Origin of the sequence: Arthrobacter sp. zg-Y1110 (assembly GCF_025244865.1) — a bacterium.
Lineage (GTDB): Bacteria > Actinomycetota > Actinomycetes > Actinomycetales > Micrococcaceae > Arthrobacter_B.
On sequence record NZ_CP104272.1, the window covers coordinates 1,382,062 to 1,397,370 of the forward strand.

Here is a 15,309-nt window from a genome sequence, read left to right on the forward strand (position 1 = left end):
TTGGTCACCACGCCCACCGGCAGCAAACGCAAACCGGTCCTGCGCCGGAACCCAGCGGCCACAGCCAATACCGGCACGGGCGCGGTGACACCGAAAACCGCTCCGGGGAAGCCCCCGGCCGGCAAGGCAGCGCCCAAGCCGGCCAAACCGGCGTCGCGCCTTGAACGTTTCCTCGTCTTCCTCGAGGGCAGCGGACGCAGCGCCACCGGCTCCAGTTACTACACGATCCTCGGTGCCACCCTGGCTTTGACCGCCATCGGCCTGATGATGGTGCTTTCGGCATCCTCGGTGGAATCCATTGCCGCCGCTGCCGGCAGCGATGCAGGCGCGGCTACGACGTTCGATCTGTTCCTGAAGCAGTCCATGTTCGCTGCGGCGGGCGTTGTGGCCATGCTGGGGCTCTCGCGGCTCGGGCCGCCCCACTACCGCTTCCTCTCCTGGCTCCTTTACGGCGTTGCCGTCCTCCTGCTGGTGCTTGTGCTGGTGATCGGCAAGGAAGTCAACGGCAACAAGAACTGGATCGAGATCGGGCCCATCACGGGTCAGCCCTCCGAAGCCGCGAAGCTGGCCATGGCCATCTGGTTCGCGGCGGTCCTGTCCCGGAAGGGGCGGCTGATCAACGAATGGAAGCACGCCCTTATTCCGGTCGTGCCCGGCGGCGGGCTCCTGATCCTCCTGGTCATGCTCGGAAGCGACCTCGGCACCGTGATCGTGATGGGCATGATCATGGTTGCGGCCCTGTTCTTCGCCGGTGCCCCGCTGCGCTTCCTGGGCGTCCTTGCGGGCGGAGCAGCCGTGGGAGCGGTACTGATGTCCCTGGTGAGCAGCAACCGTTCCAGCCGGATCAGCGCCTGGCTCCAGCTGGACTGCAGCACCGGCCTTTGCGACCAGGCCAACGCCGGCATGTACGCGCTGGCCTCCGGCGGCTGGCTGGGAGTGGGCATCGGCCAGAGCCGGCAGAAATGGAACTGGATCCCGGAAGCCCACAACGACTTCATCTTCGCCATTATCGGCGAGGAGTTCGGCTTGCTGGGAACGCTCGTCGTCGTTAGCCTCTTTGCCGTCCTCGCGGTCGCGACGGTCCGGGTCACCATGCGCCACACCGACCCGTTCATCCGCATTGTCTGCGGCGCCATCCTGGTCTGGATCATCGGCCAGGCCTCCGTGAACATTGCGATGGTGACCGGGTTGCTTCCCGTCATCGGCGTACCGCTGCCGTTCATTTCGTATGGCGGCTCCTCGCTGACCTTCACGCTCGCCGCCGTCGGCGTCCTGCTTTCCTTTGCCCGTAAAATCCCCGAAAGTGAACCAACAGCTCCATGACGCAGCCTTCCCTCTCCGTAGTCCTGGCCGGAGGCGGCACCGCCGGGCACATCAGCCCTCTCCTGGCCATTGCAGATGCCGTTACGGCACTGCGCCCCGACGCCCGCATCACAGTGGTGGGGACCGCGTCCGGAATGGAAACACGCCTGGTGCCCGCAGCTGGCTATGAGCTGGCCACCATTGACCGGGTCCCCATGCCCCGGCGGCCTTCCGCGGACCTGGTGAAACTGCCGGGCCGGCTAGTCCGTGCCGTGCGGCAGGCGGGCGAGATTCTGGACTCCGCACAGGCCGACGTCGTTGTGGGTGTGGGCGGCTACGTTTCCACACCGGTGTACCTGGCGGCACGCCGCCGTTCGCTTCCCGTGATCGTGCACGAGGCCAACGCGCGTCCCGGGCTGGCCAACCGTGTGGGTGCCCGCTTCGCGGCCGTGACAGGCGTGGCCTTCGAATCCACCAGCCTGCCCCGGGCGACGTGGGTCGGCATGCCCATGCGCCGGGAAATCTCGGGGTTGGACCGCAACGCTGCGCGGAATGCCGCACGGTCCGCGCTGGGGCTGGAGCAGGACCGGCCCACGCTGGTGGTGACCGGAGGTTCTTCCGGAGCCGCAAGCATCAACCGGGCCGTGGAACAGGCCCTTCCGGCATTGGCTGCGGCCGGCATCCAGACACTGCACATCACCGGCCGTGGAAAGTCCCTGGTGGACGCCGACGGAAAACCGATCGCCGCCCGCGGCTACACGCAGGTGGAGTACGTCGACGGCATGGAGCAGGCCTACGCGGCTGCGGACCTGCTGCTGGCCCGCTCCGGGGCAGGAACCGTCTGTGAAATCAGCGCAGTGGGGCTGCCTGCCGTCCTGGTTCCGCTGCCGCACGGCAACGGCGAACAGGCACTCAACGCCGAAGCCCTCGTGGCTGCCGGCGGGGCGCTTACGGTTGCCGATGCCCTCTTCACAGCCGAGTGGATTTCCGACAGGCTGATACCTTTGCTGGCCGATCCGGCGGCGCTGGAAGCCATGGCAAAAGCATCGTCGGCGCTGGGCATCCGTGACGCGGACTCCCGGATGGCTGCATTCATCCTCGAAGCAAGCGATAGGTCAAAGGCATGAACCGGCTGAACCCGACAGACCTTGGGAAAGTACACTTCATCGGCCTGGGCGGTGCCGGTATGTCGGCCGTTGCCCGGGTACTCCTGGCCCAGGGCATTGAAGTCTCCGGCTCCGATTCCAAGGACTCGCAGGGACTGCGTGCCCTTGAAACGCTGGGGGCCGAGGTGTTTGTGGGGCACGACGCCGCACACGTTGCGGGCGCCGACACGGTAGTCGTGTCAACGGCCATCCGCGAGCAGAATCCGGAACTTGCGGCGGCGCGTTCCCGCGGGCTGCGGATCATCCACCGCTCAGTGGCGCTCTCCGCGGCCATGGGCGAGCAGGACCTCATTGCGGTGGCGGGTACCCACGGCAAAACCACCACCACGGCCATGGTGACCGTGATGCTGCGGGAGGCCGGACTGGATCCTTCCTTCGCCATCGGCGGCGACGTTGCCGCCCTTGGCGTCAATGCCGCCCACGGGGCGGGACCGGTCTTCGTGGCGGAAGCCGATGAATCGGACGGTTCCTTCCTCAACTACAATCCGCGGATCAGCGTGGTCACCAACGTCGAGGCCGACCACCTGGACCACTACGGCACGGAGGAAGCGGTCTTCGCCTCCTTCGACGCCTTCACGGCGCTGCTGCCGGCGGAGGGGCTGCTTGTGGCCTGTGCGGACGACGCCGGTGCCGTAGCCCTCGTTGAACGCTGCCCGGGCGTCCGGGTCGCCACCTACGGTTACGCGGCCGGCGCGGACGTGCGGGTCACGGACACCCGTCCGGCCGGTGCCGGCTCGGCCAGCACCCTGCAGTACAACGTGGACGGCCGCGACGGCGAGGTGCAGCTTGTCCTGCAGGTTCCGGGCGCGCACAACATCCTGAACGCGGCTGCCGCCTTTGCCGTCGCCCTGGAACTGGGCGTTGATCCCCGGGTGGCCGCAGCGGGGCTGGCTACGTTCTCCGGGGCCGCCCGGCGGTTCGAATCCCGCGGCAGCGCACGCGGCGTGCAGGTGTTCGACGATTACGCCCACCATCCCACCGAAGTCGACGCCGCACTGAAGGCTGCCCGCACAGTGGCCGGAGGGCACCGGGTGCACGTCTTGTTCCAGCCGCACCTGTTCAGCCGCACCCGCAACTTTGCGGCCGAGTTCGCGGCCGCCCTGGATCTGGCCGATACCGCCACCGTCCTGGACATCTATCCGGCACGGGAAGATCCGATTGAAGGCGTCACCAGTGAGCTGATCACCTCCCGGCTGCACGTCCCGGGCGGCTATGCCGACAGTCCGGAACGCGCGGTGGCCCAAGTTGCAGACAGCGCCCACGAGGGAGACATCATCCTGACCGTCGGCGCCGGTGACGTCACCGTGCTCGGATCCGAACTGGTTGCCCGCCTGGCCGCCGTTCCGGCCCGTTCAGCCGCCGGAGCGGGGAAAGCCGCCAATGGCCGGTAGGAAACGCTCCGGGAGCGACGACGAGACCATTACGGCCACACGTGCCCTGGATCCGGAAGACCAGGCGGTCGCAGACAGGCCTGCCGCCGGTTCCACCGTCGTCCGGCCTGCTGCCGGCGCGTCCAAGGCGAAGCCGGCGGGGAAGCGGAAATCCGCAGGGAAGCCTGCGGGCGCTCCGGCCGACAAGGCCCCGCGCCGCTTTGCCGGCAGCCGGCGCTCCGCAGGCAAGTCCCCGGTGCCGGGTGCCTACAGTGCAGGCAGCGACGGAACGGTCCTGGCATTTCCGGAACCGCCCGGCAAGCGGCGGCGCAGGGCAGCATGGATCACGGTCGGCTCCGCGCTGTCCGTCACCGCACTGTTCTTTGCCCTGCTGTTCTTCTCACCGATGCTTGCCCTGAAGACCGTAGTGGTCGAGGGCACCATGCTGCTGCCCCGTGAACAGGCTGAAGCAGCGCTGGAACCGTTGAAGGGGCAGACCCTGCCCACCATTTCCGACGCCGACGTGGAAGGGCTGCTGAAAGACCGCCCGGAAATCGAAAAGGTCGAGGTCGCAGCACAGCCGCCGTCCACCCTGGTGGTTACGGTCACCGAACGCATTCCGGTGGCCGTACTGCAGGACGGCGACACGCATGTCCTCATCGACGAAGAGGGTCGCCGGCTGGCAGTAGCGGCTGACCGGGCAGCGGTCGCCCTTCCGCTTATCGCGGGCGGAAGCGAAGCCATTCACGCGAGTGTCTTCCCCAGTATTACGGCCGTACTGGCGGCGCTGCCGCCGGAGGTTCTTGGCCGGCTGGAGAACGCCTCCGCCCAGACGCTGGATTCGGTCGAACTGAAGCTTAAGAGCGGGCAGACAGTATTCTGGGGGAGTGCCGATGCCAACGAGGCAAAGGCGCGGGTGCTTGAGGCGCTCCTGAAGATGGAGCCGTCCGATCCGCCGGTGCAGGTTTACGACGTCAGTACCCCCGACCGTCCGGTGACACGTTGACCGGCGCGGAGGACGGCTGAAAACCAGGTGCCGGACCGGAGCCTCCCTGAGGGCATCCCCAGGGGGCGGAGCAGGTAGCGTGCCGCGGGCGTGACGAAAGAATCCTCCGACACGCGGGGGCGGTATTTGCGGAAGCGGCGCTGGCCCCATAGCGTCTCAAGTAATGGATTACTTGACATAACTATAACCCTCAAGTTGAGGGTTAGGGTTGTGTAGGTTCAAGGTTTTCGGCCGGGCGTCCAGTGGAGATCTCCGGGATTCCGCTGGAAACCACGGGGGCGTCGGCGGCCGGGAACCGGTTTGTACGCAGGCCGGTTCAGCAAGACACATGCAGCTGCAGAATGAACGCAGCTGCGAAAACATAAAAGTTGCAGAGATTCGAACAAGGGACACAGGACGTGGCAGCACCGCAGAATTACTTGGCCGTCATCAAGGTCGTCGGCATCGGCGGCGGTGGCGTGAACGCCGTAAACCGGATGATCGATGTAGGCCTCCGCGGCGTGGAGTTCATCGCCATCAACACCGATGCACAGGCACTGCTGATGAGCGACGCCGACGTCAAGCTCGACGTCGGCCGCGAACTCACGCGTGGCCTGGGCGCCGGCGCTGATCCCGAGGTCGGCCGCAAGGCCGCCGAGGACCACGCCGAGGAGATCGAGGAAGTCCTTCGCGGAGCGGACATGGTCTTCGTGACCGCAGGCGAAGGTGGCGGAACCGGTACCGGCGGCGCTCCCGTCGTCGCCCGGATCGCCCGTTCGCTCGGCGCCCTGACCATCGGCGTGGTTACCCGTCCCTTCACCTTCGAAGGCCGGCGCCGCTCCAACCAGGCCGAATCCGGTATCGATACGCTGCGCGACGAAGTCGACACGCTGATCGTCATCCCGAATGACCGGCTGCTGTCCATCAGTGACCGCAACGTCTCCATGCTGGATGCCTTCCGCTCCGCGGACCAGGTCCTGCTCTCCGGTGTTCAGGGCATTACCGACCTGATCACCACCCCGGGCCTGATCAACCTCGACTTCGCGGACGTGAAATCGGTTATGCAGGGTGCAGGCTCGGCGCTCATGGGTATCGGTTCGGCCCGCGGCGAGGACCGTGCAGTCAAGGCTGCCGAGCTGGCAATAGCTTCTCCTCTGCTCGAAGCTTCGATCGACGGCGCCCACGGCGTGCTGCTCTCCATTCAGGGCGGTTCCGACCTCGGCCTGTTCGAGATCAACGAGGCAGCGCGCCTGGTCCAGGAAGTTGCCCACCCCGAAGCCAACATCATCTTCGGCGCCGTCATTGACGACGCCCTGGGCGACGAAGCGCGGGTCACCGTTATTGCGGCAGGCTTCGACCAGGTGGATGTCACCTCGCAGCCGGCGCAGCACAACAAGCCGGCCGAGCCGGCCACGCCGCCTGCCTCGGCAGCGGCTGCAGGCGGCTTCGGGGCTGCCGCTCCGGCTTCCGCAGGCCTGTCGGCCTGGTCCCAGCGGTCGCACCAGCACAGTGATGTCCCGGCCGACGCCGGCTTCGACATCGATCTTCCGGCAGTCGTGGAATCGGATCTGTCCACCGGCCGTCCGGATGACCTGGACGTGCCGGACTTCCTGAAGTAGGAAGACCGGCAGGCAGAACAGCAAAGCAAGAACAGCTGAGCATGACAGCGGGGTTGTCCCGGATGTTTTGGTGGCACCGCCAGGTTGGCGACAACCTGTGGGCGGGATTCACCAACGCGTCCGCGGGCAACCTCGCTTTGCATGTGGGGGATGACCCGGATGCGGTCCTGAAGCGGCGTGCGGAACTCGAGTCCGCGATGGGCGTCCGTCCGGGCTCCCTGCGGTTTATGAACCAGGTCCATTCCGCACTGGTGGCAGAAGCAGCAGGCCCCGGCTCCGGTGCTCCCACGGCGGACGGCCTAATCAGCGCCGACGGCGCAGCCCCGCTGGCGGTCATGGTTGCCGACTGCGTGCCGGTCCTGCTGGCCGGTGCCGGCCCGGACGGGAGGCCGGTTACCGCCGCCGTGCATGCCGGCCGCCGCGGCCTGCTGGATAACATCCTGCCCGTCGCCGTCGACCGGATGCGTTCCGTCGGCGGAACCGGGCTCCGGGCCTGGATAGGACCCTGCGTGTGCGGGAAGTGCTACGAGGTTCCGGCTGCCATGCAGGCCGAATCGGTTGCCCTGCTGCCGGCTACTGACGCAGTAACCCGCAGCGGGACCCCCGCGCTCGATCTTCCCGCGGGAGCCCAGGCGCAGCTCCTCGCCCTGGGGGTATCAGTAGAACGGGTCGAGGGCTGCACCTTGGAGAACGACCAGCTGTTTTCCCACCGCCGGGACCCCGCCACCGGACGGTTCGCCGGCGTGATCTGGCAGCGTTCCTGAATCCACACCGGCGCATCGAAGGCCGGCGGGCCGGAGATAATGGAAAGACCATGACTTCAATATCCGAGAATCCCACCCGCGCCGATGAGCTACGGGACAGGCTGCAGCGCGTCCGGAACCGCATCGCCGCAGCCGAGCGCCCCGCCGGTGCCGCAGAACCGCACCTGATTGTGGTTTCCAAGTATTTCCCCGCCTCCGACGTCGGGATCCTCGCCGGGCTGGGAGTCCGGGACGTGGGCGAGAACAAGGACCAGGAAGCCGCCGCAAAGGCCGCTGACCTGGCGCATCTGGACCTGGACTGGCACTTCATCGGCCAGCTGCAGTCCAATAAGGCAAAGTCCGTGGTGCGTTACGCCGCGTCCGTCCACTCGGTGGACCGCCGTTCCCTGGTGACTGCACTGGGCAAGGCGATGGCAGCAGAGCAGCGGCGCCGTGATTCCGAAGGGCTGGTTCCACGCGGGGACCTGTCCTGCTTCCTCCAGGTGGATCTGCGGGACGATGCCGCACGGGCTGCGGATCCCGGCCGAGGGGGAGCGCTGCCCGAGGATCTGCCGCTTCTGGCCGAGTCCGTTGCCGCTACTCCGGGGCTGCTCCTGTCCGGGCTGATGGCCGTTGCGCCGCTCGGCGCGGATGCCGGGGAGGCCTTCGCGCGCCTCCGGGAACTTTCGGGGCAGTTGCAGGCGCAGCACCCAGGGGCGCGAAGCATCTCCGCCGGCATGAGTTCCGACCTCGAGGCCGCCCTCGCACACGGGGCGACACACCTGAGAATCGGGTCCGATGTTCTGGGCCCGCGCCCGCCGGTACGGTAGCGTCAAAGTACGAACACCATACAGCCGCCGCGCAGCACCCTGCAGTACCGTGCAGTAACAGTACAGTAATGGGCAGCTAGGCGTTGAAGGATTAAGAGGAGCAACCATGGCTGGCGCAATGCGCAGGACAATGATCTACCTTGGGCTCGCCGACGGTGACGAGCACTACGAGTCCGAACAGCGGCACCTGCGGGAAGCCCCTGCCCGGGAGGAAGACTTTGCTCCCGTCCATGAGCCCGATGAGGAAGCGCCGGAAGCGGTTCCTGCCCCCGTCGTCCGTAATGCAGTGGAGGAGTACCGCGCACCCGTGACACCCATCAAGCGTGCCCCGTCGTCCCGTGAGGACGTATCCGGCCTGCGTCAGATCACCACCGTCCACCCCCGCTCCTACAACGACGCCAAGATCATCGGTGAGAGCTTCCGTGACGGCATCCCCGTCATCATGAACGTCACCGATATGGGAGAAGCGGACGCCAAGCGCCTCGTTGATTTCTCCGCCGGCCTCGTTTTCGGCCTGCGCGGTAGCATTGAGCGTGTCACCAACAAGGTCTTCCTGCTCTCGCCGTCCTACGTTGAGGTTTTGGGCGACGACAAGAAGATCAGTGAATCACAGTCCACTTTCTTCAACCAGAGCTAGCCCACGGCCCGCACCGACGGGCCGCGGGGGCTGCCGACCGACTTCGGAAATGAAACCCTGCGCGTGAATATCATTCTTCCCCTGGTGTACCTGGTGCTGGTGCTCTTCCAGCTCGCCCTCATCCTGCGGATCGTGTACGACGCCGTGCAGATGTTTGCCCGGCAGTGGCGGCCAAAGGGGCCGGCACTCGTGCTCGCTACCGGCGTATATGGTGTTACCGACCCGCCCGTCCGGCTGTTCAGGCGCATCATCCCGCCGCTGCGGCTTGGGGGAGTGGCCCTGGACCTTGCTTTCCTGGTCCTGTTTATCCTCGTATCGATCCTCACGCAGATTGTCGTCGGCGTCTCGCGCTAGCGTTCCGCGCCGCAGGGGTCCGGTTAGTTTTCGGAAACCAAACGATATAGTGTGAAACCGAATACAACCCTGCATTTTTGTATGTCCGTAATTCTCTACGTAGAACCGCCTGCTTGACTCGCAGGCGAATCTTATAATCCAGTATGAGGTGACCAGATGGCTCTGACGCCAGAAGATGTTGTCAACAAGCGGTTCCAGCCGACCAAGTTCCGGGAAGGCTATGACCAGGATGAAGTCGATGACTTCCTCGACGAGATCGTGGTGGAACTGCGCCGGCTGAACTCCGAAAACGAAGATCTCCGCAGCCAGCTGGCTGCAGCCGCAGCCGGTGGGTCCACCGCTTCGGCGAACTCGGTCCCGGCTCCGGTAGCCGCCGCACCGAAGATCGAAAAGGTTCCGGAAGAGCCCAAGCCCGAGCCGAAGGTTGAAGCTCCGGTCGTAGAAGAGCGTCCGGCACCCGTCGAGGCCAAGCCGGAGCCCGTTCCGGCTCCCGCCGCCAACAACACGGAGACCGCTGCCGGCATCCTGGCCATGGCCCAGAAGATGCACGACGACTATGTCGGTGCCGGTATCGAGCAGCGCGACAAGATCATCGCCGAAGCGCAGATTGAGGCCAGCGGCCTCGTCACCGACGCCCAGGAGAAGAGCCGCAAGATCCTCAGCACCCTGGAACAGCAGAAGGCTGTCCTGGAGCGCAAGGTCGAGCAGCTGCGCGGCTTCGAGCGGGACTACCGTTCACGCCTGAAGGCTTACATCGAAGGCCAGCTGCGCGATCTGGATGCACGCGGTTCCGTAGCTTCGGAAACCGCCGACGCGTAATTGCCTCGGGCACGGCGCTCCTGGAAGATCGGTTAAACTGATGTACAGGCAGCAGCCGGCATTCCAGAAGTCGAGTTATTGAAGAAGCTGAACAATGCAGAAGTTAAGCAGGGTATTAGCTGAATAAAACCTAAGGGCCGGCGGCCGGGTCACCCCGGCCGACGGCCCTTAGGTTTTATGCACGAACATTCGTTTCACCGCGCAGTTCAGCCGGCACCTGATTCCCGCCGGCATTCCGATCACGAAAGCACCATGACTCCTTCCTCACCGCAGACCCCGGACAGCACGGGAGCCGGACGCAGCCGTGCCCGCAGGGGCAAGCCCGCTGCCATCATGCTTGCCGTCGCGGTCATCGCCGTTATCGCCGACCAGCTCACGAAACTGTGGGTGGTCAGCACCATGGCCGAGGGCCAGATCACCGATGTCCTGCCCCCGATCCTGCGGTGGCACTTCATCCGCAATCCCGGTGCAGCGTTTTCGATCGGCACCGACTACACCTGGGTCTTCACGATCATCATGGTCCTCGTGTCCGGTTTCCTGGCCTACCTGATGTTCCGGGTCCGCTCCCTGGCCTGGGCCACGGCCCTGGGTTTGGTGCTCGGCGGCGCGCTGGGCAACCTGACCGACCGGCTCTTCCGGGAACCGTCCTTCGGCCAGGGCCATGTCGTGGATTTCATCGCCTTCCCGAACTTCGCGATTTTCAACATCGCCGATTCCTGCGTGGTCTCCGGCGTGATCCTGGTCTGCCTGCTCACGCTGCGCGGAATCGGCCTGGACGGCGTACGCACGCCCTCCGGCAAGACAGTTACGACAGACCAGCGCAATGACGACGAGGCAACACGATGAACGAGCTCCACACAGTATTCGCAGTCCCCGAGGAAGCCGACGGCAAGCGGGCCGACGCCGTAGTGGCAGGCCTGCTTGACGTCTCCCGTTCCGTCGCCGCCACCTGGTGCACGGACGGCTACTTCAGTTCCAACGGCAAGGTGCTGACGAAATCGGACAAGCTGCACGCCGGGCAGGAAATCACCGCGGACGTCCCGGAACAGCGGGACCCGCTGGCCGTCGTCGTCGAACCGGTTGACGACCTGCTGATCCTGGCCGATGACGAACACTTCGTCGTCATCGACAAGCCGGTAGGCGTGGCCGCGCATCCCTCGCCCGGCTGGGTGGGGCCAACGGTGGTCGGGGCGCTGGCCGCTGCCGGCTACCGGATCTCCACCTCCGGCGCCCCCGAGCGGCAGGGCATTGTCCACCGGCTCGACGTCGGCACCTCCGGGGTCATGGTGGTTGCCAAGACCGAGCACGCCTACACACTCCTGAAGCAGGCCTTCAAGGACCGCACCGTGGACAAGATGTACCACGCAGTGGTCCAGGGGCTGCCCGACCCGCTCAAGGGCACCATTGACGCTCCGATCGGCAGGCATCCCGGCTACGACTGGCGTTTCGCCGTCGTGGAGGGCGGCCGGCCGTCGGTGACGCATTACGAGGTGCTGGAAGCCTTTGGCAAGGCCTCGCTGGTGGAGGTGCACCTGGAGACCGGCCGCACCCACCAGATCCGTGTCCACTTCTCGGCCCTGCGCCATCCCTGCGCCGGCGACCTGACCTACGGTGCGGATGCAAAGCTGGCCGCGGAGCTTGGCCTGACCCGACAGTGGCTGCACGCCCGCAAACTGGGCTTCACCCACCCCGCCTCGGGGGAGTACGTGGAGTTCACCAGCGAGTACCCGCAGGACCTGCAGTACGCCGTCGACGCCCTGCGCAGCGGCGAGGTCTAGGCCCGCTCGAGAGCGGCGGCACACGTGCCGGCGGCCCGGCGCGGCGGCGTCCGACGCGCCGCGCGCCGGGGCCTAGAATGTACAGGTGGCTTCAGCAACTAGTACGTCGAAATCGTTTGTCCATCTTCACAACCACACCGAATATTCGATGCTCGACGGGGCTGCCCGGCTGACGGATCTGTTCAGCCACGCCGACGAGCTGGGCATGAACGCCCTGGCAACGACCGACCACGGTTTCGTGTTCGGCGCCTTCGACTTCTGGAACAAGGCCCGCAGTGCCGGCATCAAGCCGATCATCGGTGTGGAGGCCTACCTGACGCCCGGTACGGCGCGCAGGGACAAGACCCGCGTGAAGTGGGGCGACGGCGGCAGGAACGACGTTTCCGGTGCCGGTGCCTACACCCACATGACCATGTGGGCCGAGAACACCGAGGGCATGCACAACCTCTTCCGGATGTCCTCCCTGGCTTCGCTGGAAGGCTACCTCTACAAGCCCCGCATGGACCGGGACCTGCTGCAGACCTACGGCAAGGGACTGATTGCCACCACCGGCTGCCCCTCCGGCGAAGTCCAGACCAAGCTGCGCCTGGGGCTGTACCGGGAAGCCGTCCAGGCGGCATCGGACTTCCGTGACATCTTTGGCAAGGAAAACTTCTTCTGCGAGCTGATGGACCACGGGCTGGACATTGAGCGCAACGTGCAGGCGGACCTGATCAAGCTGGCCCGCGAGCTGCAGCTGCCCCTCGTGGCCACCAATGACCTGCACTACACCCACGCCGAAGATGCCTCCGCGCATGCTGCGCTGCTGTGCGTCCAGTCCGGCTCCTCGCTGGCCGACCCCAAGCGCTTCAAGTTCGACGCCGACGAGTTCTACCTCAAGTCCCCGGACGAAATGCGGGCCATCTTCCGCGACCACCCGGACGCGTGCGACAACACCCTGCTCATCGCCGAGCGCTGCGACGTCGAATTCAATACCAAGGCGAACTACATGCCGCGCTTCCCGACTCCGGAGGGTGAGAACGAGGAGTCCTGGTTCGTCAAGGAAGTCGAAGCCGGACTGCATCGCCGCTACCCGAACGGGATCAGCGACGCCGTGCGCAAGCGCGCCGACTACGAAGTGGGCATCATCGCCCAGATGGGCTTCCCGGGCTACTTCCTCGTGGTGGCCGACTTCATCAACTGGGCCAAGGAAAACGGAATCCGTGTCGGCCCCGGCCGCGGCTCCGGTGCCGGCTCAATGGCCGCCTACGCGATGGGCATCACCGACCTGGACCCGCTGCAGCACGGCCTGATCTTCGAGCGCTTCCTGAACCCGGACCGCGTCTCCATGCCTGACTTCGACGTCGACTTCGATGATCGGCGCCGCTCCGAAGTGATCCACTACGTCACAGAGAAGTACGGCGACGAGCGCGTTGCGATGATCGTCACCTACGGCACCATCAAGGCCAAGCAGGCCCTGAAGGACTCCTCCCGCGTGATGGGCTACCCCTTCTCGGTCGGAGAGCGCCTGACCAAGGCCATGCCGCCGGACGTAATGGGCAAGGGCCTGTCCCTGGCCGACGTGCACAACAAGGAAGCCAAGCGCTACGGGGAGGCCGAGGAGCTGCGCGAACTGCTGCGCACCGACCCCGATTCCCAGCGTGTGTTCGAGACTGCGCTGGGACTTGAAGGCCTGAAGCGCCAGTGGGGCGTCCACGCCGCCGGTGTGATCATGTCCTCAGACCCGCTGATCGACATCATCCCGATCATGCGCCGCGAGCAGGACGGGCAGGTCATCACGCAGTTCGATTACCCCACCTGTGAAGGCCTGGGGCTGATCAAGATGGACTTCCTCGGCCTGCGGAACCTGACGATCGTCTCCGACGCGGTGGAGAACATCAAGAAGAACCGCGGCGAGGACCTGGTCCTGGAGGACCTGCCGCTGGACTTGAAGGAAGCCTACGACCTCCTTGCCAGCGGTGACACGCTGGGCGTGTTCCAGCTCGACGGCGGGCCCATGCGGTCGCTGCTCAAGAGTATGCGTCCGGATAACTTCGAAGACATCTCCGCTGTCATCGCCCTGTACCGGCCGGGTCCCATGGGTGCGAACTCGCACACGAACTACGCCCTGCGTAAGACCGGCCAGCAGGAAATCACCCCGATCCACCCGGAGCTCGAGGAACCGCTCGCGGAAATCCTGAACACCACCTACGGCCTGATTGTCTATCAGGAGCAGGTTATGGCCATCGCCCAGAAGGTGGCCGGCTTCTCGCTGGGCCAGGCAGATATCCTCCGCCGTGCCATGGGCAAGAAGAAGAAATCGGAGCTGGATAAGCAGTACGCCGGTTTCCACCAGGGCATGGTGGACCGCGGCTACTCCGAAGCGGCCATCAAGGCGCTCTGGGACATCCTGCTGCCATTCTCCGACTACGCCTTCAACAAGGCGCACTCCGCGGCCTACGGCGTCGTCTCCTACTGGACCGCCTATCTGAAGGCCCAGTATCCGGCCGAGTACATGGCGGCCCTGCTCACCTCCGTGGGCGATGACAAGGACAAGCTCGCCCTGTACCTCAACGAATGCCGCAAGATGGGCATTACGGTGCTTCCGCCGGACGTGAACGAATCGTCGGTGAACTTCACCCCTGTCGGCAAGGACATCCGCTTCGGTATGGGCGCCATCCGCAACGTCGGTGCCAACGTGGTGCAGGCCATGGTCGCCGCCCGTGAGGAAAAGGGCGCGTACACCAACTTCAAGGACTTCCTGATGAAGGTGCCGGCGGTGGTCTGCAACAAGCGCACCATCGAGTCCCTGATCAAGGCGGGTGCCTTCGACTCGATGGGCCATGCCCGGCGTCCGCTGGCAATGATCCACGAAGAAGCGATCGACTCCGTGGTGGTGCTCAAACGCAACGAGGCCGTAGGCCAGTTCGACCTCTTCGCCGCCATCTCCGACCAGGAGCCCGAGGACTCGATCAGCATCGATATTCCGGACCTGCCGGAGTGGGAAAAGAAGGACAAGCTGTCCTTCGAACGCGACATGCTCGGCCTCTACGTCTCGGACCATCCGCTGCAGGGCCTGGAAGGCATCCTCAGCCAGCACGCGGACTCCACGATCACCAACATCGTGGGGGAGGAAGGCCCGCCCGACGGCGCCATCGTCACCATCGCGGGCATGATCACCTCGCTGCAGCGGCGCATTGCCAAGAACAGCGGCAATGCGTACGCCCGCTGCGAGATCGAGGACCTTGCCGGGTCCATGGAAGTGATGTTCTTCGGGCAGGTGTACGGGCCGATTGCCGCCGTGCTGGCCGAGGACCTGATTGTGGTGGTCCGCGGCCGGCTGCAGCGGCGCGACGACGGCGCCGTCACGCTGAACGCGCAGGAACTCACCGTTCCCGACCTCAGCGAAGGCCATTCCGGACCCGTGGTGATTTCCATGGCCACCTACAAGGCCACGGAAACAGTGGTCTCCCAGCTCGGCGACGTGCTGAGGACGCACCCGGGTACCTCCGAGGTGCAGATCCGGCTCAACGGCTCCCGCACGGTGGAAGTGATGAAGCTGGGCGTGGACATGCGGGTGAACCCCACTCCGTCGCTGTTCGGTGACCTGAAGGTGCTGCTCGGCCCTGCCTGCCTGGACGGCTAGGCCCGGCCGGGCGCCCCGGCGTCATTGCTCCGTCCGGCGACATATTCGCCGTCGGCCGTGAACAGGGCTGGGTAGAATGGT

General features: G+C 65.6%; 13 protein-coding genes. All 13 read left to right on the top strand.

Going from position 1 to position 15,309, the window contains the following annotated elements:
• The 13 genes from ftsW to dnaE all read left to right on the top strand — a co-directional run bounded on the left by ftsW (position 1) and on the right by dnaE (position 15,228).
• Positions 1-1,323 (top strand): putative lipid II flippase FtsW, encoded by a 1,323-nt coding sequence (gene ftsW / locus N2K99_RS06360; RefSeq protein WP_227933258.1) that lies wholly within the window; start codon positions 1-3, stop codon positions 1,321-1,323.
• Complete coding sequence (murG, locus tag N2K99_RS06365; protein WP_227922598.1) at positions 1,320-2,429, top strand: undecaprenyldiphospho-muramoylpentapeptide beta-N-acetylglucosaminyltransferase; 1,110 nt, start codon at positions 1,320-1,322, stop codon at positions 2,427-2,429. The genes ftsW and murG overlap by 4 nt, the downstream gene beginning before the upstream one ends.
• Positions 2,426-3,859 (top strand): UDP-N-acetylmuramate--L-alanine ligase, encoded by a 1,434-nt coding sequence (gene murC / locus N2K99_RS06370; protein WP_227933259.1) that lies wholly within the window; start codon positions 2,426-2,428, stop codon positions 3,857-3,859. The genes murG and murC overlap by 4 nt, the downstream gene beginning before the upstream one ends.
• Complete coding sequence (locus N2K99_RS06375) at positions 3,849-4,844, top strand: cell division protein FtsQ/DivIB (RefSeq protein WP_227933260.1); 996 nt, start codon at positions 3,849-3,851, stop codon at positions 4,842-4,844. Before murC ends, N2K99_RS06375 begins: the two co-directional genes overlap by 11 nt.
• Positions 4,845-5,242: 398 nt before the next feature.
• Positions 5,243-6,442, top strand: a complete 1,200-nt coding sequence (ftsZ, locus tag N2K99_RS06380) for a cell division protein FtsZ (protein ID WP_227922592.1) — start codon at positions 5,243-5,245, stop codon at positions 6,440-6,442.
• 41 nt (positions 6,443-6,483) lie between these two features.
• Complete coding sequence (gene pgeF / locus N2K99_RS06385; protein ID WP_227933261.1) at positions 6,484-7,206, top strand: peptidoglycan editing factor PgeF; 723 nt, start codon at positions 6,484-6,486, stop codon at positions 7,204-7,206.
• A 50-nt stretch (positions 7,207-7,256) separates the two neighbouring features.
• Complete coding sequence (locus N2K99_RS06390; RefSeq protein WP_227933262.1) at positions 7,257-8,015, top strand: YggS family pyridoxal phosphate-dependent enzyme; 759 nt, start codon at positions 7,257-7,259, stop codon at positions 8,013-8,015.
• 106 nt (positions 8,016-8,121) lie between these two features.
• On the top strand, positions 8,122-8,652 hold the full coding sequence (locus N2K99_RS06395; RefSeq protein WP_227922587.1) for a cell division protein SepF: 531 nt from the start codon (positions 8,122-8,124) through the stop codon (positions 8,650-8,652).
• Positions 8,653-8,715: 63 nt separating this feature from the next.
• Positions 8,716-9,006, top strand: a complete 291-nt coding sequence (locus N2K99_RS06400) for a YggT family protein (RefSeq protein WP_227933263.1) — start codon at positions 8,716-8,718, stop codon at positions 9,004-9,006.
• Positions 9,007-9,162: 156 nt separating this feature from the next.
• Positions 9,163-9,825, top strand: a complete 663-nt coding sequence (locus N2K99_RS06405; protein ID WP_227922584.1) for a DivIVA domain-containing protein — start codon at positions 9,163-9,165, stop codon at positions 9,823-9,825.
• Positions 9,826-10,077: 252 nt separating this feature from the next.
• Complete coding sequence (gene lspA / locus N2K99_RS06410; protein ID WP_227922582.1) at positions 10,078-10,671, top strand: signal peptidase II; 594 nt, start codon at positions 10,078-10,080, stop codon at positions 10,669-10,671.
• Positions 10,668-11,603, top strand: a complete 936-nt coding sequence (locus tag N2K99_RS06415) for an RluA family pseudouridine synthase (protein WP_227922579.1) — start codon at positions 10,668-10,670, stop codon at positions 11,601-11,603. The genes lspA and N2K99_RS06415 overlap by 4 nt, the downstream gene beginning before the upstream one ends.
• Positions 11,604-11,751: 148 nt before the next feature.
• Positions 11,752-15,228, top strand: a complete 3,477-nt coding sequence (dnaE, locus tag N2K99_RS06420; protein WP_231709461.1) for a DNA polymerase III subunit alpha — start codon at positions 11,752-11,754, stop codon at positions 15,226-15,228.
• Positions 15,229-15,309: the final 81 nt, after the last annotated feature.